Raw genomic sequence first — 21,289 nt, 5'->3', positions numbered from 1 at the left:
GAACTCTTTACTATCGTTTCCACCAACCATCTCGACCACCGCTTCACGGGTCGCGCTTCACTCGACCGAATGAAGGCCCGAGCTTCGCCCGCTGCTCGCTTTCGATGCCAAGAACATGTTTGACCGATGAACCGGGTCCACCCGGCGAAGGAGAAAATATGTCCACCGACACCGATTCCGCACCACGGACGTCGCCGCACGCAGGCATTGCCGGTCGTCTGACCAGTATCGGACGTGCCGATCTGCCCGCTTCGATCGTGGTCTTCCTCGTCGCGCTTCCTCTCTCGCTCGGTGTGGCGGTGGCCTCCGGCGCTCCGGTGGCCGCCGGCCTGATCGCCGCCGCCGTGGGCGGTGTGGTGGCCGGGCTGCTCGGCGGTTCCTCGATCCAGGTCAGCGGGCCCACCGCGAGCCTCACCGTGGTCGTCGCCGCGAGCGTGCACCAATTCGGCTGGGCCGCAACGTGCTTCATCACCGTCGGCGCGGGCGTGCTGCAGATCCTCTTCGGGCTCAGTCGCGTCGCGCGGGCCGCGCTTGCCATCGCACCGGTGGTCGTGCACGGGATGCTGGCGGGCATCGGCGTGGTGATCGCGCTGCAACAGGTACACGTGCTGCTCGGCGGCAACTCGCTGAGTTCGTCGTTCGCCGCACTGGCCGAGCTGCCGAGGCAGCTGCTGTCGGTGCGCGCAGGCGACCTGTGTGCCGGCCTGGTCGTCATCGTCATCTTGATCGCGTGGCGCTTCGTGCCGGGGCGGATGCGCGTGATCCCCGGACCGCTCGTCGCGGTGGTCACCGCCACCCTGCTGGCGTTCGTGCTGCCCGCGCACGTCGAACGCCTCGTGCTGGACGGCTCGTTGCCGGACTCCTTGGGCCTGCCCGCCATCCCCTCCGGCGGCCTGACGGCCATCGCCACGACCATGGTCACGATCGCCCTCATCGCCAGCATCGAGAGCCTGCTGTCGGCCGTCGCGGTGGACAAGATGCGGCCGGGGCACCGCACCGATTTCGACCGGGAGCTGATCGGGCAGGGTTCGGCCAACGTCGTGTCCGGCTTGCTCGGCGGCCTGCCGATCGCGGCCGTCATCGTGCGCAGCATCACCAACGCGAACGCGGGCGCCCGCAGCCGGGCGGCGACCGTGCTGCACGGGGTGTGGATCCTGCTGTTCGCGGTGGCCCTCGCCGGACTCGTGCGCCAGATCCCGACCGCCGCGCTGGCCGGATTGCTCATCTTCGTCGGTGTGCAGCTGATCAAGCTGGCGCACATCCGGCTGGCCCGGCGGGCCGGTGAGGTGTACGTCTACCTGGCGACGGTGCTGGGCGTGGTGTTCCTGAATCTGCTGCAGGGCATGCTGATCGGTCTGGTGCTGGCATTCGCGCTGCTGCTGTGGCGGGTGGTGCGCGTGATGATCGTCGCGGCGCCGGTTCCCGGTTCGCGTCGCTGGGTGGTCGCCATCGACGGCACCTGCACCTTCCTGGCCTTGCCGAAGCTCACCGCGGAGCTGGCGAAGGTGCCGGCCGACGCCGATGTGACCGTCGAGATGGCCGTCGACTTCCTGGACCACGCCACGCACGAGCTCCTCACCGAGTGGGCTCGCGAGCGCGAAACCGGCGGCGGCACGGTCGAATTCGCCGAACTCGGTGGCGAACGGATGAGCACCACATTGGCCGGACCGCCCGAACGCGGGCACTTCAGGCAGGTCGTCGAGCAGGTCATCGGCCCGTGGCGGCCCACGGGCGACCGGGACAACCGCATCGCGGCAGGCATCGCCGCCTACCACCGCGGCCACGCCCACCTGCTGCGCCCGCATCTGGACAGGTTGCGGCATCGGCACGCCGCCGACTCGTTCTTCCTCACCTGCGCGGACGCCAGGATCGTGCCGAACGTCATCACCAACAGCGGCCCCGGCGACCTGTTCACCGTGCGCAATGTGGGCAACCTGGTGCCGACGCGCGGTGGGGACGTCTCGGTGGAGGCGGCGCTGAGCTACGCGCTCGAGCGGCTGGACGTGCGCGCGGTCGTGGTGTGCGGTCACTCCGGCTGCGGTGCGATGGAGGCGCTGCACCGCGAGGTCATGGCAGGGGCCGGGCTCGGCGACTGGCTGGAGCACGCGCGGCCGAGCCTGGAGCGCTACCGGCTCGGACATCCGGTGGCCGCCGCGGCGGCCGAGGCGGGATTCGGGCCGGTGGACCAACTGGGCATGGTGAACGTCGCGGTGCAGCTGGAGACGTTGCACGCGCACCCGGTCGTGCGCCGGGCCATCGAGCAGCGGGGCGTGGCGGTGTCGGGTCTGTTCTTCGACCTCGCCACGGCGCGGGTGATCGAGATCATGGTGGACGGCATCGCGGAGTTCGGCGACGAACCCCGCCGCCGGATCGCGCCGGAGCCCGTCTGAACGGGCTTGTGGGGTGGATCACGATGATCGGCGACAGCAGGGCAGTGGGGAATGACACACAATCCGCGAACTTCTCAGGCTTTGCTAAGTCTTTACCAATACACTTGCACTCGTTTACATCTCGACTCATCGCTGCGTCGGGACTGCTTCACCGCGAGATGCCGGTTCGCGGTCTTGTGCCCTGCTGGACATGTTGATCGTCAACCGACCTCGGCGAGACAGCCGAGTCGGCGAAGGAGAGTCATGGCTATCGATCAAGATTTAGCCCCGCCACCGTCCATGCCCGCACCGGCGGGATCGGGCCGCAGTTCCGGACAGTTGTCCGACCGCTTCACCGATATCCTCCGCCACGACGTGCCCTCTTCGATCGTGGTTTTCCTTGTCGCCCTGCCGCTTTCGCTCGGCATCGCGATCGCTTCCGGAGCCCCTGTCGCCGCCGGGCTCATCGCCGCCGTGATCGGCGGCATCGTCGTCGGATCGCTCGGCGGCTCGGTCCTGCAGGTCAGCGGCCCCGCCGCGGGCCTCACCGTCGTGGTCGCCGAGACGATCAACCAATTCGGTTGGCGTACCACGTGTTTCATCGTCTTCGCGGCCGGCGTGCTGCAAATCCTGCTCGGCCTCAGCCGCGTGGCCAGGGCGGCGCTCGCCGTCGCGCCCGTGGTGGTGCACGCCATGCTCGCCGGTATCGGCATCACCATCGCCCTGCAGCAGATCCATGTGCTGCTCGGCGGTTCCTCGCACAGCTCGGCCTGGCGCAACATCATCGAACTGCCGGGACAGCTGCTGTCGCTGGAGGGCGGCGGCACGCTGATCGGCGCGGTCGTGATCGCGATCATGCTCGGCTGGAAGTACCTGCCCGCGCGCATCAGGGTCGTGCCGGGCCCGTTGGTCGCGGTGCTGGTGGGCACGATGTTGTCGCTGGTGTTGCCGCTGAACGCCGAGCGCATCGTGCTCAACGGATCGCTGTTCGACGCCATCGGCCTGCCCGCTCTGCCGCGCGGCGACTGGTCGGGTCTGGCGCTGGCCATCCTCACCATCGCGCTGATCGCCAGCGTGGAGAGCCTGCTGTCGGCGGTGGCCGTGGACAAGATGCACTCGCGCAAGCGCACCGACTTCGACCGGGAGCTGATCGGCCAGGGCTCGGCGAACGTGCTGTCGGGCCTGCTCGGCGGCCTGCCGGTCACCGGCGTGATCGTCCGCAGCGCCACCAACGTGCAGGCGGGCGCGCACAGCCGCGCCTCCGCGATCCTGCACGGCGTCTGGGTGCTGGTGTTCTCGGTGGCGCTGGTCTCGGTGGTGGAGCAGATCCCGAAGGCCGCGCTGGCCGGTCTGCTCATCGTCATCGGCATCCAGCTGGTGAAGCTGGCCCACATCAAACTGGCTCGGCGGACCGGCGACCTCCTGATCTACGCGGTGACGGTGCTCGGCGTGGTGTTCGCGAACCTGCTCGAGGGCGTGCTGATCGGTCTGGGCCTCGCGTTCGGCCTGCTGCTGTGGCGGGTGGTCCGCGTGGCGATCAAGGCCGACCAGCTCCCCGGCACCCAGCGCTGGTTGGTCACCATCGACGGTTCGGCCACCTTCCTCGCGTTGCCGAAGCTGTCGGCGCAGTTGGCGAAGATCCCGCCGGGAGCCGATGTCACGGTGGAGATGACCGTCGACTTCCTCGATCACGCCGCTTTCGAGGCCATCGAGGAATTCGCCCGCCAGCAGGTGAACAACGGCGGCAGCGTCGATTTCGTGGAGATCGGCGGCGCCAGGATGGCCCACGCCGCGGCCAAGCCGCCCGCGCGTAGCTTTGCGCGCTCGGTCTGGGACGAGATCCTCGGCCCTTGGCGGCATGACGAGCGGCACGAGAACCCGGTGGCGGCGGGCGTCGCGGCCTACCACCGCAGCCACGCGCACGTCGTCCGGCCGCACCTGGACGAGCTGCGCGACAAGCAGGACCCGGATTCGTTCTTCCTGACCTGCTCGGACTCGCGGATCGTGCCGAACATCATCACCAACAGCGGCCCGGGGGACCTGTTCACCGTGCGCAACGTGGGCAATCTCGCACCCGCCGACGGTGACGCCTCGGTGGAGGCCGCGCTGGTGTTCGCGCTCGAACAGCTGAACGTCCGCTCGATCGTGGTCTGCGGGCATTCGTCCTGCGGTGCGATGACGGCGTTGCACACCGGCGCGAAGGTTCCCGGCGTGGACGCCTGGCTCTCCCATGCCCGACCCAGCCTGGAGCGCTTCCGCGCCGGGCATCCGGTGGCCGGTGCGGCGCGGGAGGCCGGTTTCGGCGAGGTCGATCAGCTGAGCATGGTGAACGTGGCGGTGCAGCTCGAGCTGCTGCACCGGCACCCGGCGGTGCGCAAGGCGGTCGCCGAACGCGGCGTCAAGGTGTCGGGCCTGTTCTTCGACATCGCCAGCGCCCGCGTGGTCGAGGTGACCGAGAACGGCATCGCGCACATCGATGACGCGGGCCAGCGGCCCGCTCGCGAACTCGTCTGACCGACGGGGATGGATGATCCCGCCCCGGGCAGCCCGCCCGGGGCGGGATCATCGTATCCGGGCACGTGGGAGCGGCTCCGATAGGCCGAACGCTCGTACCCTGGGGGCGTGACCGCAGACCCGGAGACGAGTTCGACCGATCGGCCGACCCGCTGGCGCGCCTTCCGCGCCGGGCTCGAGCGCCGACCTACGCTGTACTTCGGCTACCGCATCGTGGTCGCGGTGGTCGGTGTGGCCGTGCTCGCGGCAGGCGTGCTCGCGATCCCCTATCCCGGTCCCGGCTGGGCGATCGTGTTCGCCGGATTGGGTATCCTCGCCACGGAATTCGCTTGGGCGCGCAGAGTTTTGACCTGGCTGCGGGACCGGTACCGGCAATTGATGGACTGGTACTCGCGGCAGGGCCGCGTCGTGCAGGTGGCCGGGGCGGTCGCCACCGCCGCGCTGGTGGTGGCGACGCTGTGGGTGTTGGGAACCTTCGGGCTTGTGGGTAGTTGGATCGGAGTCGAATGGGAATGGCTGCGCAGCCCCCTGTAACGGTGACCACCGTTCCCGGGCGCATGCTCACCCGACCGGAATGGCTGGCCGCGCGCATCGCGGAGATGGGCCATTCCTGGGGGACCACGTCGCTGCGCATCGCGGGCACGCTGTGGTGGTGCATGGTCGCGTCCGCGCTGGTGGAGCAGATCGCGCGGGCGTACGCGCACGACGAGGAGGCCCCCGAAGCCACGCTGGAGCGGCTGGAGTGCGAAGTGCGCCCCGACGGCGGCATCGAACGGGTGCGCATCCCGGCGGACGGCGGCCGGGCCGCCGGAAGCGCGGCGGCGCTGCACGAGACGCTGGCGACCGTCATCCCACCGGTGGCCCGGGTCTCGAGCGCGGGGGTCCCCGCGTTGTGGGCGATCGTGGCCGACGCGATCGGCAACCGCGCCCTGGACGCCGGGTCGCCGGAGGCGGGCGCGCGGCTGGCCGCCGCGATCGGCGGCAAACTTCCGGTTCCGCGTTTCGTGGAGATCGGCGGACGCACCTTCGTGCGGCGCATCTCCTGCTGCCTGGTGTTCGAGGTCCCGGGCTGCGACATGTGCACCAGCTGCCCGAAACGCCCGGCCGCCGAACGCATCGCACTGCTGGCGGACCTGGCCGCCGAAGGCTGACCGCCCGCCGCGCGGCACCGCGGCGCGCCCACCGGGAACCCGATCGCCACCCGGCCGCTACGGCGCAAAACCCGGAGGGACGGGCCGAAGCGGCGGGACAGTAGCATGGTCGCGCCGGACGAACATGCGGTCGGCCACCATCCAGCGGGCCTCCGCCCGCACACGAAACGCCAAGGAGAGCGCAGCCGTGACCACCTCAGCCGCCATCAGCCCAGTCGCCCTCGTCCGGGTGCCGGCCGGGACGACGGCGGGCGCCGCGGTGCGCGAGGCGGGGTTGCCCACCAAGGGGCCCGACACCGTGGTCGTCGTCCGGGCCGACGGCGAGCTCAAAGACCTGTCCTGGACTCCGGACAAGGACGTCGAAGTGGAGCCGGTCGCGGCGAACACCCCCGACGGCCGCAACGTCATCCGGCACTCCGCCGCGCATGTGCTCGCCCAGGCGGTGCAGCAGGAATTCCCCGAGGCCAAGCTGGGCATCGGCCCCTACATCAAGGACGGGTTCTACTACGACTTCCGCGTCGAGCGCCCGTTCACCCCGGAGGACTTGGCCAAGCTGGAATCCCGGATGAAGAAGATCGTCAAGGGTGCGCAGCGGTTCTCCCGCCGGGTGGTCGAGGTGGACGAGGCCAGGGTCGAGCTGGCCGGTGAGCCGTTCAAACTGGAGCTGATCAGCGACAAGTCCGGCATCGATGACCCGGAGGTCATGGAGGTCGGCGGCAAAGAGCTGACCATCTACGACAACCTGGATCCGCGCACCGGCGAGAAGATCTGGGGCGATCTGTGCCGCGGCCCGCACATCCCGACCACCAAATTCATCCCGGCCTTCAAACTGACCCGCAGCTCGGCCGCCTACTGGCGCGGCGATCAGAGCCGCGAGGACTTGCAGCGCATCTACGGCACCGCGTGGGAGTCGCAGGAGGCGCTCGACGAGCACCTGCACCTGCTCGCGGAAGCGGAGCGGCGTGACCACCGCAAGCTCGGCCTGGAGCTGGACCTGTTCAGCTTCCCCGACGAGCTCGGTTCCGGTCTTCCGGTGTTCCACCCCAAGGGCGGCATCATCCGCAAGGAGCTGGAGGAGTACTCGCGTCGCAGGCATGTCGCGGCCGGCTACGAGTTCGTCAACACCCCGCACATCACCAAGGGCCATTTGTTCGAAGTCTCCGGCCACCTGGACTGGTATCGCGACGGCATGTTCCCGGCGATGCACCTGGACGCGGAGTTCAACGAGGACGGCACCGTCCGCAAGCCCGGCCAGGACTACTACGTCAAGCCGATGAACTGCCCGATGCACAACCTGATCTTCCGCGCCCGCGGCCGGTCGTACCGGGAGCTTCCGCTGCGACTGTTCGAGTTCGGCTCGGTCTACCGGTACGAGAAGTCCGGCGTGGTGCACGGCCTGACCCGAGTGCGCGGCATGACCCAGGACGACGCGCACATCTACTGCACCAAAGAGCAGATGCACGGCGAACTGACCGACACGCTGCGGTTCGTGCTCGACCTGCTGAAGGACTACGGCCTCGACGACTTCTACCTCGAGCTGTCCACCAAGGACCCGAAGAAGTTCGTCGGTTCCGACGAGATCTGGGAGGAGGCCACCGAGACCTTGTCCAAGGTCGCCTCGGCCTCCGGCCTGGAGCTGGTGCCGGATCCGGGCGGCGCCGCCTTCTACGGCCCGAAGATCTCCGTGCAAGCCAAGGACGCGCTCGGCCGCACCTGGCAGATGTCGACCATCCAACTGGACTTCAACCTGCCCGAGCGCTTCGACCTGGAGTACACCGCCTCCGACGGCACCAAGCAGCGGCCGGTCATGATCCACCGCGCGCTGTTCGGCTCGATCGAGCGCTTCTTCGGTGTGCTCACCGAGCACTACGCGGGCGCGTTCCCGGCCTGGCTGTCGCCGGTGCAGGTCGTCGGCATTCCGGTCGCGGAGGCTTTCGCGCCGCATCTGGACGGGGTGATCGAGCGGTTGCGCGACGAGGGCGTCCGTGCGCAGGTGGACCGCAGCGACGACCGGATGCAGAAGAAGATCTTCAACAACACCGCCCAGAAGGTGCCGTTCATGCTGCTGGCCGGTGAGCGCGACGTGAACGCGAACGCCGTGAGCTTCCGCTTCCGCGACGGCACCCAGGTCAACGGCGTGCCCGTCGATGACGCGGTGGCCACCGTCGTCGACTGGATCTCCCGTCGGGAGAACGCCTCGCCGACGGCCGATGGTTTCGAGATCCGAGCAGCGAACAAGGGTGGGGCATGACCGAGCGGACGGTGCCGGAGGGGCTCGCGGATCTGGACGGGACCGCGGCCTCGGCCGATCCGGGCAGCATCGTGGACACCGGCGCCGGGGAACCGGATCGGCTGCTGCGCTTGTGGACGCCGTATCGCATGTCCTACATCGCCGAGGCGGCCACGGGTCCCAAGGATTCGACCGGCCATCCCTTCACCGACATCCCGAAGATGTCGGACGAGGACGGATTGGTCGTCGCCAGGGGTGAGCTGGTGTACGCGGTGCTGAACCTGTACCCGTACAACCCGGGACACATGATGGTGGTGCCGTACCGCAAGGTGGCGAACCTGGAGGACCTCACCGAGGCGGAGAGCGCCGAGCTGATGGCGTTCACCCAGCAGGCGATCCGGGTGATGAAGAAGGTGTCCCGACCGCACGGCTTCAACGTGGGGCTGAATCTCGGCGGGGTGGCAGGCGGATCGCTGGCCGACCACCTGCACCAGCACATCGTCCCGCGCTGGGGCGGCGACGCGAACTTCATCACGGTCATCGGCGGGGCGAAGGTGATGCCGCAACTGCTGCGGGAGACCAGGGCGCTGCTGTCGGCGGCCTGGAAGGAGGCGTAGATGAGCGACCGAGCGGATCGGCCGTGCTGAGTTTCTTCGGCCGCGAGACGTTCGCCAAGGCGACGGCTCCGCTGGGCCGCGCGCTCGTCGCCACCGGATTGACACCGGACAGCATGACGCTGATCGGCACCACCGCCTCCATCCTCGCCGCCGTCACCCTCTTCCCGACCGGACACCTGTTCTGGGGAACCATGGTGATCTGGTTGTTCGTCATGTTCGACATGCTCGACGGGGCGATGGCGCGGGCGCGTGGCGGTGGCACGAAATACGGCGCGGTGCTGGACGCCACCTGTGACCGGCTGGCCGACGGCGCCATCTTCGGCGGGCTGGCCTGGTGGGCGGTGTACCACGAGCAGCACAGGCCGTTGTTCGCCGCGACGCTCGTCGTCCTGGTGACCTCGCAGGTGATCTCCTATGCCAAGGCGCGTGCCGAGGCCAGCGGCCTGTCCGCGGACGGCGGCATCATCGAGCGGCCGGACCGGCTGATCATCGTGCTGGTTGGCGCCGGACTCACCGGGATCGGCGGCTACTGGGGCATCGAGTGGCTCACCTACGCCGTGCATGTGGCCATGTGGATTCTCGCCGTGCTGAGCATCGTCACCGTGGTGCAGCGTGTGCTGGCCGTGCGCAACTCGCCCGGGGCGCGCACCGTGATCCCGGCCGCGCAGGTGCAGCGACCCGGCGCGGGCAGCGCAGGCACTTCGGGACTTCCGTCGTGACCGCACTCGGTGCCGGGCGCGAACCGATCGACGGTGGCGCCCGGGTATTCGCGACGATCACGTGCGGACCAGCGGCTCGGGAGCGGGGATGACGATCGGGGAACAACTCGGCGCCGCCGGATACGCGGCGGGCTGGCGGGTGGTGCGTGCGCTGCCGGAGCCGACGGCGCGGCGGCTGTTCGAGTGGGGCGCCGACCGGATCGCCCGGCGCGCCAATCGGGAATTCCACGCGGGCGGCGCGCCGGACCAGTTGCGGCGCAATCTGGCGCGCGTGCTCGGCGTCCTTCCCGCCGATGTGCCCGACGAACTGATCGTCGCCAGTATGCGCTCCTACGCACGGTATTGGCGGGAGGCGTTCCGGCTGCCCACGATGGACCACACCGCGATCGACTACTACGTCGGCGGGCTCGAGCACCTGGATGCCGGGCTCGCGAACGGCCGGGGCGTGATCCTGGTGCTGCCGCACTCCGGCAACTGGGACATGGCGGGCGTCTGGCTGGTGCAGCACTACGGCGGCTTCACCACCGTCGCCGAGCGGTTGAAGCCGGAGTCGCTGTTCGAGCGGTTCGTCGCCTACCGGGAGAGCCTCGGCTTCGAGGTGTTCCCGCTGACCGGCGGCGAGCAGCCGCCGTTCGGCCGGTTGGCCGACCGCCTACGGCAGAACAAGATCGTGTGCCTGATGGGCGAACGCGACCTCACCGGCAAGGGTGTGCCCGTGGACTTCTTCGGTGAGCGCACCTGGATGCCCGCGGGCGCGGCGAAACTCGCCATCGAGACCGGCGCGGCGTTGCTGCCGGTGCACGCGTGGTTCGAGGTGGACGCCGACGGCCGCGAGAACTGGGGACTGAAAACCGAAGCGCCGCTGGATATTTCCGGTGGCGTGGCCGCGGCCACCCAGGCGCTCGCCGACCGTTTCGCGGCGAATATCGCCGAGCACCCCGCGGATTGGCACATGCTGCAACCATTGTGGGAGAGCGATCTCTCGCCGCAGCGGCGTGCCAGAATCGGCGCCGCGCAGGCGAGCATCAAAGCCGAGCAGGGAGACGTATCGCCATGAAGATCGGCATGGTCTGCCCCTATTCGTTCGACGTCCCCGGTGGGGTGCAGGCGCATGTGGTCGAACTGGCGCGGGTGCTCATCGAACGCGGGCACAAGGTGAGTGTTCTGGCGCCCGCCTCGGAGGGCACTCCACTGCCGGAATTCGTGGTGTCGGCGGGGCGCGCGGTGGCCATCCCGTACAACGGGTCGGTGGCGCGACTGTCGTTCGGGCCCATGGCCTACACCAGGATTCGCCGATGGATCGACGGCAACGACTTCGACGTGCTGCACATCCACGAGCCGAACGCGCCCAGCCTGTCCATGCTCGCGCTGAAGATCGCCGAGGGCCCGATCGTGGCGACCTTCCACACCTCGACGACGAAATCCCTGGTGCTCAGTACTTTTCAGGGGGTGCTGCGGCCGTATCACGAGAAGATCCTCGGTCGTATCGCGGTGTCCGAACTCGCGCGCCGCTGGCAGGTCGAAGCGCTCGGCTCGGACGCCGTCGAGATTCCCAACGGTGTCGACGTCCCGGCCTTCGCTCGCGCGCCGATGCTGCCGGGCTATCCGCGGCCCGGCGGGACGGTGCTGTTCCTGGGGCGCTACGACGAGCCGCGCAAGGGCATGCAGGTGCTGCTCGGCGCGCTGCCCGAACTGGTGCGCGAGCACCCCGACGTCGAGATCCTGATCGTCGGCCGCGGCGAGGAGGACCGGTTGCGCCGCGAAGCCGGCGAGCTGGCCGGCCATCTGCGCTTCCTCGGGCAGGTGTCCGACGAGGAGAAGGCTTCGGCGATGCGGAGCGCGGACGTGTATGTCGCGCCGAACCTGGGCGGCGAGAGCTTCGGCATCATCCTGATCGAGGCGATGGCGGCGGGCACCGCGGTCGTGGCCAGCGAACTGGACGCCTTCCGCCGGGTGCTGCGGGACGGAACGGCGGGCATGCTGGTCCCGGTCGGCGACTCCGCGGCCCTGGCCTCCGCGCTGCACACCGTGCTCACCGACGAAGTGCGCCGAGAGGCTTTGGTGCGTACCGCCACCCAGGTCGTCGGCGAGTACGACTGGCCGGTGGTGGCCGAACAGATCCTGCGCGTCTACGAGACGGTGACCGTGGGCGACACGAGAGTGCGGGCCGCAGGATGATCACCTTCTCCGCGACCACCGTTCTCGTCCTCGCGCTGATCGCCGCTGTGGTCGTCGCGATCGGCTTGTGGGCGTATTCCACCGCCAACCGGCTCGACCGGCTGCACGTGCGCTCCGACCAGTCCTGGCAGGCGCTCGACGCGGCGCTGGCGCGGCGCGCGGTGGTGGCCAGGTCGGTCGCGATGGCGATCGCGGGTCCGGTGTCCGATCCGGCCATGGCGGAGCAGGCCGCTCAACTGGCGGCGCTGGCGGACCGGGCCGAGCGCGCGGGCCGCGCCGAGCGGGAGACGGTGGAGAACCGGTTGTCCACGGCGCTGTCGGCGGTCGACATCGGCACGCTGCGCCCGCAACTGGTCGCCGAGCTGGCCGACGCCGAGGCCAGGGTGCTGATCGCCCGCCGCTTCCACAACGACGCCGTGCGCGACACGCTGGCGCTGCGCACGCGCCGCCCGGTCCGCATGCTGCACCTCGGGGGTACCGCCCCCTTGCCGTCCTACTTCGAGATCACCGAGCGCGCGACACCCGCCGCGTCCACGGGTCTCGCGGTGGACACCATCCGTACCACCGCCCGTGTCGTGCTGTTCGACGAGAACGACCGGACCCTGCTGATGCGCGGGAACGATCCGAAGACGCCCGAGGTGTCGTTCTGGTTCACCGTCGGCGGCGGCGTCGAGCCGGGGGAGACCCTGCGCGCGGCGGCGGTCCGGGAACTGTACGAAGAGACCGGGTATCGCGCGGACCCGGCCGACCTGCGTGGCCCGATCTGGCGGCGGGTCGCGGTCTTTCCGTTCGACGGTGAGCTGATCCGCTCCGAAGAGCTGTTCTTCGCGCTGCGCACGCGGGGATTCCAACCGCACGCGGCGAATCGGACCCTCATCGAACGCCGCTCCATCACCGGGCACAAATGGTGCACCGCCGCCGACATCGTCGCGCTGGACCGCTCCGGCGAAACGGTCTACCCGTATCACCTGGACGAGCTGCTGGCCGAAGCGGCCGAGGCGGCGTCGGGGACCGGCGATCCGGAGGTCCGCTCCATCCGCTGACCGGTCCGGGAACGAATGTGATGTGCTTCACGATCGTGATAGCGTCGCGATGATCCAGGGCGCCGGAGGGTATCGATGTCAGGGACGCATGTGATTTCGGTGTCGTGGTCCCGCCGTCGGCGGTGCTGTTCCTGTTCGGTCGTGGAGGTAGTTGATTCATGTCGTACCTGCTGTTCGATTTCCTGTTGCCGCTGATCGGCCCCGCGGCCGCGGAGTACTGGGCGCAATTGCTGGTGGTCGGCCCGCTGTGATCGGACGCCGGGCGCGGACCGGGAAGGCCGGTGCGGCGCCGGGACGGCTGGGCAGCCGAGCCTTCCCGGCGTAAAGCGTCCGTACCGGGATCGCACCAGGCCAGTGCGCTCCAACTGGCTATCAGGTGGCCTTTTGCGGCCACCTAGAATCGTGGCGTTCGAATGCGAGTGATCGATTGGCGCGATGCCTGGAGGAGTTTGCTGTGACCACCCCCGAGACCACCCAGACCGTCGGTACCGCCCGCGTGAAGCGCGGCATGGCCGAGATGCTCAAGGGCGGGGTGATCATGGACGTCGTCACGCCGGAGCAGGCCAAGATCGCCGAGGACGCCGGTGCGGTCGCGGTGATGGCGCTGGAGCGCGTCCCCGCCGACATCCGGGCCCAGGGCGGTGTCTCCCGGATGAGCGACCCGGACATGATCGACGGCATCATCAACGCGGTCTCCATCCCGGTCATGGCGAAGGCTCGCATCGGCCACTTCGTGGAGGCGCAGATCCTGCAGAGCCTCGGCGTCGACTACATCGATGAGTCCGAGGTGCTCACCCCCGCCGACTACGCCAACCACATCGACAAGTGGAACTTCACCGTGCCGTTCGTCTGCGGCGCCACCAACCTCGGCGAGGCGCTGCGCCGGATCACCGAGGGCGCGGCCATGATTCGGTCCAAGGGCGAGGCGGGCACCGGTGACGTGTCCAACGCGACCACGCATATGCGCAAGATCCGCCAGGAGATCCGCAGGCTGTCGTCCCTGCCCGAGGACGAGCTGTTCGTCGCCGCCAAGGAGCTGCAGGCGCCCTACGAGCTGGTCCGTGAGATCGCCGAGACGGGCAAGCTGCCTGTCGTGCTGTTCACCGCGGGCGGCATCGCCACTCCGGCCGACGCCGCGATGATGATGCAGCTCGGGGCCGAGGGCGTGTTCGTGGGGTCGGGCATCTTCAAGTCCGGCAACCCGGCGCAGCGCGCCGCCGCCATCGTCAAGGCCACCACCTTCTACGACGATCCGGATGTGCTGGCGAAGGTGTCGCGTGGTCTGGGTGAGGCCATGGTCGGCATCAACGTCGAGGAGATCGCCCAGCCGCATCGCCTGGCCGAGCGCGGCTGGTGATCCGCGGCCGGTAGCGTCTGCCGCGTGGAGTTGCGGCAGTTGCGGTACTTCGTGGTTCTGGCGGAGGAATTGCACTTCCGCCGGGCCGCGCAGCGATTGTTCATCTCGACGCCGACGCTCAGCCAGCAGATCAAGGTGCTGGAACGGGAGGTGGGCGGTCCCCTGCTGGTCCGGGAGCCGCGGGTGGAATTGACGCCCGCGGGCGCGGTGCTGCTGCGTTCCGGCCGCGACGTTCTGCGCGCGATGGACGAGGCGATGCGCGCGACCAGGCGTGCCGCCGTAGGAGGCGCCCCGGTACTGCGCCTGGGACTGCTCAACGGCGTCCCGCCCTGGCTGCCCACCCGTATCGGTAGTCTGCTCGCCGCGGCGCTGCCCGGCGCGCGGATGGTGCTCACCGGGGGGACCACCGCCGACCAGGTTCGCTTTCTCGACGACGACGAAGTCGATCTCGCCTTGGTGCGCGCCCCGGTGGACCTGCCCGACCGCTTCGCGCAACGTCCGGTGGCCCGCGAGGAACTGGGCGTCGTGATGTCCGAGCGGCATCCCCTCGCCGGTGCCATGCCGCTGGACCCCACCGAGCTGAGCGGGCAGGAATTGATCTTGTTCGCCCGGGAATCCGCTGCGGGGCTGCATGATTCGCTGTTGCGGACGCTCGCGGGCCACGGCGCCGCGGTACGGCTCAGCGACAGCGCGATGGGGCATGCCCAGATGCTGGCCGTGCTGCCGTCGCGCCCCGACGCGATCGGGCTCAGCTCCGCGCGCGCTGACGGACTGCCCGGTCTGGTTTGGCGGCCGTTGCGGGGTGCGCCCCTGATGGTGACCTATGCGATCGCCTGGCGCGCCACGGTGCGCGATCCGGCCGTGGCGGCGCTGCTCACGGCACTGACGGCCGAACTGTCGCCGGAATGAGCCCGCCGGGGACGCTTCCGATGCTAGGTTCACTTCTTACGGCGGCCAGAAGGTCGTCTCATGGTTCTCACAATCACGCTCAGTAGCTTCGCCATTCGATGGCCCCCCGGCCACATCGCGCCCCACCACCGTCGGATCGATCCGAGTGCAAAGGACGAACAGTTGAAGCTTCTCGAGACCGGACGCATCGCAGCGGCGGGCCTGGCCCTTGCGGCCGCCCTGAGCCTGGCCGCCTGCGGCAGCGACGACAAGAGCGACTCGCACAGCTCCAGCCACACCACCACCGCCGCCGCGTCGGCGACCGCGAACGTACCCGCCCCGCCCACCAAAGAGGAACTCAACGCCAACCTGCAGCGCGCGCTCGACCCCTCGGTGCCGAACGAGGAGAAGCTCGACCTCGTGCAGGGCATCCAGGCCGACCCGAGCCTGCCCAACCGCTTGGCCCAGGCGTTTCAGCAGGCCAACGCCACGGCAGTGGTAACGGGTGTGACGGCCTTCGGTGACACTGTCACCGCCCAGGCCACGTTCACCATCAACGGGCAGCCGAACCAGGTCGACGTTCCGTTCGTCCTCGAAGACGGCAAGTGGAAGGTCCAGAAGGCCTGGGCCTGCCAGGCGCTGGCCAACCTGAACCAGCAATCCCCGGCTTGCGCCGCCTGACGGGTCGCTTCGCGGAGGCCGTCCACCGAGATCCTTGGGCCGAATCGGTCCACGGACCCGCGATGTTAGTCCGAGCCTAAGGCGTATTCGGCAGCGCGACATGGACACCCGACCATGGCGATGGTCGGGTGGAGTCATGACAGCAAGCAGTACAACACCCGAACGCGTCGTCATCGTCGGCGGCGGCTCCGGCATGGGACTGGCGCTGGCCGCGTCGCTGATCGACGAAGGCGCACAGGTCACCATCGCGGGCCGTTCCGCCGAACGACTGGCCGCGGCCGAGCGCACTCTGTCCGGGGGACCGGGCACGGTGCGCTCGGTCGTCGCGGACATCACCCGCGAAGCCGACCTCGAGCGCTTGTTCGCCGGATCGGAACCGGCCGATCATGTCGTCACCACCGCCGCCGACGTCACCGGCGCCTATCAGCAGCTGGACCGGTTCGACGCCGATCTGGCGCGAAACCTCGTCTCGGCCAAGTTGATCGGGCCCATGCTGCTGGCCAAACACGCCCGGGTGGCCCCCGGCGGCTCGCTGACGTTCACTTCCGGCATCGCGGCCTATCGCCCCGCCCCGGGCGGCGCCATGGTGGCGGCCGTCAACGGCGCCCTCGCCTCGCTGGCCTACGCGCTGGCCCTCGAACTCGGCCCGGTCCGCGTCAACGTGGTCTCGCCGGGGTGGGTCGACACACCGATCTGGGACGCCATCGCCGGGCCCGCGAAAACCGAACGTCATCAGCAGCTCGCCGCGCGACTGCCCGTCGGCCGCATCGGCCGCCCTTCCGACATCGCGCAGGCGATGCTGGGCGTGATGCGCAATCCCTTCATCACCGGCACGGTCCTGCACGTGGACGGCGGGCATCGGTTGGTCTGATCGCGGGGCGACGGTGGTCGAGACACACATATAGGTACGCGACTATGCGCATCAAAACATGAGAAGGCCCGAGAAACATCCCGCACCGTGACGAACGGGAATCGGCAAGGACGGGCGGAACTCAGTCCGCCCGGTCCTCACCGACCCGCAGCGCCGGGCGATCGGGATGGTCCCACCGCACGAAGAATGTCGGTGTACATGGGTTCTCGGCATCGTGGCGCAGCAGGGCGGGAACGGTCCACTGCGCGTCGGCCGGGGTGCGGCGGCGGAGCGCGGCCTCGGACAGGTCCAGCCGGAGGCTCAGATCGGGGTCGATATGGCGGCCTGCGAGCATCGGGCCCGCGACCACGATGGTGGTGGCGGGTGGCGCCGTGCGGATCGCGGCGCGTGCGGAGCGGTCGGTCGCTTCGTCCCACAGCGCGGGCAGCCACCGGCCGTGCTCGCGCAGCGCGTCCACCACTTCCCGGCGCAGCGCGGCGTAGTCGAACCACGCGGTGCGATAGGACATCTCGTCGGTGCGGCCGAACTCCATGCGCAGGGACGCAGGCCGCACGTAGTCGTGCACGGAGACCACGTCGGCCGATCGGCCCGCCGCGCGCAGCGCCTCGGTGATCCGCTCCGCGAGGGCCACCGGCTGGGCGGCATCCGCCCCGTCGACGGTGATCACCGTGTGCGACGTCGTGGACAGCACAGGCTGGATCACCTGCTCGACGAGTGCGTCGGGGGTGATGGGCAGGAAGCGCGGCACTCGTCCATCTCAGCAAAAGCGTCACGGCCGGTGCGGCGTGGGCGTTGCCGGGCGTTCACCGGCGGCCGAGCGGCGCCGCGGGCAGCGGCCGGGATAATCTCAGCGCATGGCGACAATCGAAGAGGCGCTGGAGATAGAGCGGCTGGAGCGGGACATCTTCCGTGGCGCGTCCACCAAGACCCAGCTGCAGCGCACGTTCGGCGGCCAGGTTGCCGGCCAGGCGCTCGTGTCCGCGGTCCGGACGGTGGAACCGCGATTCCAGGTGCACTCGCTGCACGGATACTTCCTGCGTCCGGGCAATCCGCAGGAGCCGACGGTCTACCAGGTCGAACGCATCCGGGACGGGCGGTCGTTCTGCACCAGGCGGGTGACCGGCATCCAGGACGGCGCCGCGATCTTCACCATGTCGGCGTCGTTCCACGTCGGTGACGAGGGCCCCGAGCATCAGGACGTCATGCCCGATGTCCCGATGCCGGACGATCTGCCCGACGCCAGCACCACGATGTCCCCCGAACGCCTGTGGGCGATGCGCGAGTGGGAGCACTGGGACATCCGCATGGTCCCGCAGGAGAACGTCTCCCGCCGCGACGGCGTGGTCTCCCAGCAGCAGGTGTGGTTCCGCTACCGGCACCTGCTACCCGACGACCCGCTGGTGCACGTGTGCACCCTCGCCTACATGAGCGACATGACGCTGCTGGGTTCCTCGAAGGTCATCCATCCCGACGAGCCGACCCAGAACGCCTCGCTCGACCACGCGATGTGGTTTCTGCGCCCCTTCCGCGCCGACGAATGGCTGCTCTACGACCAGTCCTCGCCGTCGGCCGCCTTCGGCCGTGGACTGACCGGCGGCAAGATCTTCACCCGCGAGGGCACGCTCGTCGCGGCCGTGGTGCAGGAAGGCCTCATCCGCACGCTGCGGGACTGAACCAGCACGCAGCCGACCGTGAGCGGGCCCACATCGGCAGGGCTCGTAAACTTTCCGGCGTGAACGCTACCTCGGTCGCCGCACCCGCCGCGGGCGCCGGACAGAAGCAGTCCCGTCCCACGATCGGCGTGCTCGCGTTGCAAGGCGACGTCCGGGAGCACGTCGCCGCACTCGCGCAATGCGGCGCCGAACCCGTGCTGGTCCGGCGGGAGGCGGAACTCGCGGCCGTGGACGCGCTCGTACTGCCCGGCGGCGAGTCGACCGCGATCAGCAAGCTGCTGCAGGTCTTCGAACTGCTGGAGCCGCTGCGCGCGCGCCTGCGCGACGGCATGCCCGCGTTCGGTTCCTGTGCGGGCATGATCCTGCTCGCCTCGGAGGTGCTCGACACCCGCCCGGACGCCGAGCATCTGTCCGGCATCGATATGACGGTGCGGCGCAACGCGTTCGGCCGTCAGGTCGACTCGTTCGAAACCGACCTGCCGTTCGCCGGGCTGACCGGAGGGCCGGTGCGCGCGGTGTTCATCCGCGCGCCCTGGGTCGAGCGGGCAGGCACGGGCGTCGACGTGCTGGCCACCGTGCCGGACGGTCCCGCCGCGGGCCGGATCGTCGCGGTGCGGCAGGGCAACGTGCTGGCGACGTCGTTCCATCCCGAGGTCACCGGTGATCTGCGGGTGCACGACATGTTCGTGGAGATGGTCCGCTCGGCCGCCGCGTAGTCGGGGCCGCTCTGCACGGCCGCGGCGGCGGCCCGAGTAGGCTGGGGAAGTTGTCCGCCCGGCCGTGCCGGTACCGTACACACGACCAGACGTGCCACCGACCTGAAGGAAGTAGGGAATGAGCGGCCACTCCAAATGGGCCACCACCAAGCACAAGAAGGCTGCGATCGACGCGAAGCGCGGCAAGCTGTTCGCGAAGTTGATCAAGAACATCGAGGTGGCGGCCCGGACCGGTGGCGGTGACCCGGATGGCAACCCGACCTTGTACGACGCCATCCAGAAGGCGAAGAAGTCGTCGGTACCCAACGACAACATCGAGCGCGCCCGCAAGCGCGGCGGCGGCGAGGAAGCCGGCGGCGCCGACTGGCAGACGATCATGTACGAGGGTTACGGCCCCAACGGCGTCGCGGTGCTGATCGAATGCCTCACCGACAATCGCAACCGGGCCGCGGGCGAGGTCAGGGTCGCGATGACGCGCAACGGCGGCAATATGGCCGACCCGGGCTCGGTGGCCTACCTGTTCCATCGCAAGGGCATCGTCACCCTGGAGAAGAACGGCCTGTCCGAGGACGACGTGTTGCTGGCCGTGCTCGACGCGGGCGCCGAGGAGGTCAACGATCTCGGTGATTCGTTCGAAATCATCAGCGAGCCCGGCGATCTCATCGCGGTGCGCACCGCCCTGCAGAGCGCGGGCATCGACTACGACTCCGCCGAGTCCGGTTTCCAGCCGTCGGTGTCGGTCGCGGTGGACCTCGACGGCGCCCGCAAGGTGATCAAGCTCGTCGACGCCCTCGAAGACAGCGACGACGTGCAGAACGTCTACACCAACGTCGACATCCCGGACGACGTGCTCGCCCAACTCGAGGACTGAGCGATCCACCTCGCGCGGCATCCCCGCACCGCGGGATGAGGGTGCGCGAAATCGGGGCGGCCGGTCCATGCACGGGCCGCCCCGAGTAGTTCGGCGATCGCGCCGCCACCTTCCGGTCGGCGCTTCACCGCCGCCGGGAAGGTGGGGCCGGACTCACTCCGCGATCCTGGTGCGATCGCACCACTCGTACACGCGCAGCCGCCCTTCGGGCGTGTCCTGTTCCCGCTGGGTGACCTTGAAGTGCTCGTATCCGCCGCGGAACGGCACCTTCAATTCCACCCCCGGCGGGGTGATCGGGACGATGCGCGCGGGCAGATCTTGCGGCCCGCCTTCGAGGACTGCTTTTGCGCCTTTGCTCATCCTCGGATGGTAGAAGCGCGAACGCCCTGATCGTGGCACATTTCATGGGACAGTGAGTACCAATTTGCCGACGGTTCGCCCGGTGTCGCCCAGCGCGTGTGCCTCGGCGGCCGCCGACAGCGGGAACGACCGGGCGATCGTCGGGCGCAGCGCGCCGGATTCGACCAGTCCGGCGAGGGCGAGCATGCCGGAGTGATCGTGTTCCACCAGCATCCGGATCGCACGCACGCCCAGCGCCTCCGCCTCGGCGGCCAAGTCGACCGCGCCGAAGGCCCGCAGCGTCACCAGCAGCCCGCCGGGCCGCAGGGTGCGCAGCGACCGGATGCTGTTGTCGTCGTCGATCGAGTCGAGCACCACGTCGACGTCGCGCACGGCCTCGGCGACGTCGGTGTCGCGATAGTCGATCACCTCGTCGGCGCCGATGCCGCGCAGGAACGCGTGGTTCGGCGCGCTGGCGGTGCCGATGACGTACGCCCCGCGCGCTTTGGCGATCTGGACCGCGAAGTGGCCGACGCCGCCCGCCGCCGCGTGGATCAGGACGCGCTGTCCTGCGCCGAGCCCGGCGGTGTCGACCAGCGCCTGCCATGCGGTGAGCGCCGCGAGCGGGATCGCCGCGGCCTGGGTGTGGTCGAGCGTGGCCGGTTTGGGGGCGAAAGCACGCGCAGGACCGACGACGTATTCGGCGCAGGCGCCGTGGCCGTGCGGATACGGGAGCATGCCGAACACCTCGTCGCCCGGGCGGAAGAGGGTCACGCCGATGCCGGTGGCCGCGACCTCGCCGGAGACGTCCCAGCCGAGGACGAACGGCGGTTCGGGGAGGAAAAGTCCGGCGGTGGCGCGGTGGCGCCAATCGGTCGGGTTGAGTCCGGCGGCGCGGACCCGGACGAGGATCTGGCCGGGGCCTGCCACCGGCTGCGGCAGTTTCACTTCGGTGAGCACCTCGGGTCCGCCAAGGGTCTGCTGGCTGATCGCGCGCATGGTCGCGGTGCTGTCGATTTCGGTCACGGCTGTCAGCCTGCCGGGACCCGGCGGCGAAGAAAATGGCACGATT

The 21,289-nt window shown here is 69.4% G+C and carries 20 protein-coding genes; 17 read left to right on the top strand and 3 right to left on the bottom strand.

Annotation, left to right across the window (positions count from 1 at the left end; genetic code table 11):
• The first annotated feature begins 158 nt into the window (after positions 1–158).
• From ACWDMM_RS08970 to ACWDMM_RS08905, 14 genes are all read left to right on the top strand, one after another.
• Positions 159–2,390 (top strand): SulP family inorganic anion transporter, encoded by a 2,232-nt coding sequence (locus tag ACWDMM_RS08970; RefSeq protein ID WP_449936792.1) that lies wholly within the window; start codon positions 159–161, stop codon positions 2,388–2,390.
• 243 nt (positions 2,391–2,633) lie between these two features.
• Entirely contained in the window at positions 2,634–4,883 is a 2,250-nt protein-coding gene (locus ACWDMM_RS08965; RefSeq protein ID WP_449936789.1) for a solute carrier family 23 protein, read from the top strand.
• Between the two features lie 108 nt (positions 4,884–4,991).
• On the top strand, positions 4,992–5,417 hold the full coding sequence (locus ACWDMM_RS08960; RefSeq protein WP_195082259.1) for a TIGR02611 family protein: 426 nt from the start codon (positions 4,992–4,994) through the stop codon (positions 5,415–5,417).
• Between the two features lie 2 nt (positions 5,418–5,419).
• Positions 5,420–6,034 carry a (2Fe-2S)-binding protein gene (locus ACWDMM_RS08955; RefSeq protein ID WP_323124421.1) on the top strand — a complete coding sequence of 205 codons (615 nt, stop codon included), beginning with the start codon at positions 5,420–5,422 and terminating at the stop codon, positions 6,032–6,034.
• A 187-nt stretch (positions 6,035–6,221) separates the two neighbouring features.
• Complete coding sequence (thrS, locus tag ACWDMM_RS08950) at positions 6,222–8,285, top strand: threonine--tRNA ligase (RefSeq protein ID WP_449936785.1); 2,064 nt, start codon at positions 6,222–6,224, stop codon at positions 8,283–8,285.
• Complete coding sequence (locus tag ACWDMM_RS08945; RefSeq protein ID WP_067809841.1) at positions 8,282–8,881, top strand: HIT family protein; 600 nt, start codon at positions 8,282–8,284, stop codon at positions 8,879–8,881. Before thrS ends, ACWDMM_RS08945 begins: the two co-directional genes overlap by 4 nt.
• Positions 8,882–8,904: 23 nt before the next feature.
• Positions 8,905–9,600 carry a phosphatidylinositol phosphate synthase gene (pgsA, locus tag ACWDMM_RS08940; protein WP_195082262.1) on the top strand — a complete coding sequence of 232 codons (696 nt, stop codon included), beginning with the start codon at positions 8,905–8,907 and terminating at the stop codon, positions 9,598–9,600.
• A gap of 88 nt (positions 9,601–9,688) precedes the next feature.
• Entirely contained in the window at positions 9,689–10,657 is a 969-nt protein-coding gene (locus ACWDMM_RS08935) for a phosphatidylinositol mannoside acyltransferase (RefSeq protein ID WP_195082263.1), read from the top strand.
• Complete coding sequence (locus tag ACWDMM_RS08930) at positions 10,654–11,778, top strand: glycosyltransferase family 4 protein (protein WP_195082264.1); 1,125 nt, start codon at positions 10,654–10,656, stop codon at positions 11,776–11,778. Before ACWDMM_RS08935 ends, ACWDMM_RS08930 begins: the two co-directional genes overlap by 4 nt.
• The gene (locus ACWDMM_RS08925; protein WP_449936931.1) at positions 11,778–12,821 is read left to right on the top strand and encodes an NUDIX hydrolase; all 1,044 of its coding nucleotides are present in this window, start codon (positions 11,778–11,780) and stop codon (positions 12,819–12,821) included. Before ACWDMM_RS08930 ends, ACWDMM_RS08925 begins: the two co-directional genes overlap by 1 nt.
• Positions 12,822–13,275: 454 nt before the next feature.
• Positions 13,276–14,178, top strand: coding sequence for a pyridoxal 5'-phosphate synthase lyase subunit PdxS (gene pdxS / locus ACWDMM_RS08920; RefSeq protein WP_195042546.1), 903 nt, complete (start codon positions 13,276–13,278; stop codon positions 14,176–14,178).
• A 24-nt stretch (positions 14,179–14,202) separates the two neighbouring features.
• Positions 14,203–15,087 carry a LysR family transcriptional regulator gene (locus ACWDMM_RS08915; RefSeq protein WP_195082265.1) on the top strand — a complete coding sequence of 295 codons (885 nt, stop codon included), beginning with the start codon at positions 14,203–14,205 and terminating at the stop codon, positions 15,085–15,087.
• A 162-nt stretch (positions 15,088–15,249) separates the two neighbouring features.
• The gene (locus ACWDMM_RS08910) at positions 15,250–15,747 is read left to right on the top strand and encodes a hypothetical protein (RefSeq protein ID WP_357107919.1); all 498 of its coding nucleotides are present in this window, start codon (positions 15,250–15,252) and stop codon (positions 15,745–15,747) included.
• 136 nt (positions 15,748–15,883) lie between these two features.
• Entirely contained in the window at positions 15,884–16,618 is a 735-nt protein-coding gene (locus ACWDMM_RS08905; protein WP_357107916.1) for an SDR family oxidoreductase, read from the top strand.
• Positions 16,619–16,739: 121 nt separating this feature from the next.
• On the opposite strand, the gene ACWDMM_RS08900 is transcribed toward ACWDMM_RS08905, so the two are convergent.
• Entirely contained in the window at positions 16,740–17,366 is a 627-nt protein-coding gene (locus tag ACWDMM_RS08900; RefSeq protein WP_195082268.1) for a nucleoside/nucleotide kinase family protein, read from the bottom strand.
• Positions 17,367–17,472: 106 nt separating this feature from the next.
• Here ACWDMM_RS08900 and ACWDMM_RS08895 point away from each other — a divergent pair, with 106 nt between their 5' ends.
• The 3 genes from ACWDMM_RS08895 (at position 17,473) to ACWDMM_RS08885 (ending at position 19,878) form a co-directional block, all read left to right on the top strand.
• The gene (locus tag ACWDMM_RS08895; RefSeq protein WP_195082269.1) at positions 17,473–18,291 is read left to right on the top strand and encodes an acyl-CoA thioesterase; all 819 of its coding nucleotides are present in this window, start codon (positions 17,473–17,475) and stop codon (positions 18,289–18,291) included.
• Between the two features lie 59 nt (positions 18,292–18,350).
• On the top strand, positions 18,351–19,007 hold the full coding sequence (pdxT, locus tag ACWDMM_RS08890) for a pyridoxal 5'-phosphate synthase glutaminase subunit PdxT (RefSeq protein ID WP_449936778.1): 657 nt from the start codon (positions 18,351–18,353) through the stop codon (positions 19,005–19,007).
• Positions 19,008–19,125: 118 nt separating this feature from the next.
• Positions 19,126–19,878, top strand: a complete 753-nt coding sequence (locus tag ACWDMM_RS08885; RefSeq protein ID WP_195082271.1) for a YebC/PmpR family DNA-binding transcriptional regulator — start codon at positions 19,126–19,128, stop codon at positions 19,876–19,878.
• Positions 19,879–20,031: 153 nt separating this feature from the next.
• Here ACWDMM_RS08885 and ACWDMM_RS08880 read toward each other — a convergent pair whose 3' ends face one another.
• Positions 20,032–20,238, bottom strand: a complete 207-nt coding sequence (locus ACWDMM_RS08880) for a DUF5988 family protein (RefSeq protein WP_195082272.1) — start codon at positions 20,236–20,238, stop codon at positions 20,032–20,034.
• Positions 20,239–20,280: 42 nt separating this feature from the next.
• The gene (locus ACWDMM_RS08875) at positions 20,281–21,216 is read right to left on the bottom strand and encodes an NADP-dependent oxidoreductase (RefSeq protein WP_357108122.1); all 936 of its coding nucleotides are present in this window, start codon (positions 21,214–21,216) and stop codon (positions 20,281–20,283) included.
• Positions 21,217–21,289 lie beyond the last annotated feature (73 nt).

This window comes from Nocardia sp. NPDC003726, from assembly GCF_053586955.1.
The sequence above is the reverse complement of the archived record's forward strand: the minus strand, read 5'-3'. Positions and strand labels throughout refer to the sequence as shown.

Coding starts and splice junctions, on each gene's coding strand:
- ACWDMM_RS08970 (WP_449936792.1), top strand. CDS start 159: ATGTCCACCGACACCGATTCCGCACCACGGACGTCGCCGCACGCAGGC.
- ACWDMM_RS08965 (WP_449936789.1), top strand. CDS start 2,634: ATGGCTATCGATCAAGATTTAGCCCCGCCACCGTCCATGCCCGCACCG.
- ACWDMM_RS08945 (WP_067809841.1), top strand. CDS start 8,282: ATGACCGAGCGGACGGTGCCGGAGGGGCTCGCGGATCTGGACGGGACC.
- ACWDMM_RS08935 (WP_195082263.1), top strand. CDS start 9,689: ATGACGATCGGGGAACAACTCGGCGCCGCCGGATACGCGGCGGGCTGG.
- ACWDMM_RS08930 (WP_195082264.1), top strand. CDS start 10,654: ATGAAGATCGGCATGGTCTGCCCCTATTCGTTCGACGTCCCCGGTGGG.
- ACWDMM_RS08905 (WP_357107916.1), top strand. CDS start 15,884: ATGACAGCAAGCAGTACAACACCCGAACGCGTCGTCATCGTCGGCGGC.
- ACWDMM_RS08895 (WP_195082269.1), top strand. CDS start 17,473: ATGGCGACAATCGAAGAGGCGCTGGAGATAGAGCGGCTGGAGCGGGAC.
- ACWDMM_RS08885 (WP_195082271.1), top strand. CDS start 19,126: ATGAGCGGCCACTCCAAATGGGCCACCACCAAGCACAAGAAGGCTGCG.
- ACWDMM_RS08880 (WP_195082272.1), bottom strand. CDS start 20,238: ATGAGCAAAGGCGCAAAAGCAGTCCTCGAAGGCGGGCCGCAAGATCTG.
- ACWDMM_RS08875 (WP_357108122.1), bottom strand. CDS start 21,216: ATGCGCGCGATCAGCCAGCAGACCCTTGGCGGACCCGAGGTGCTCACC.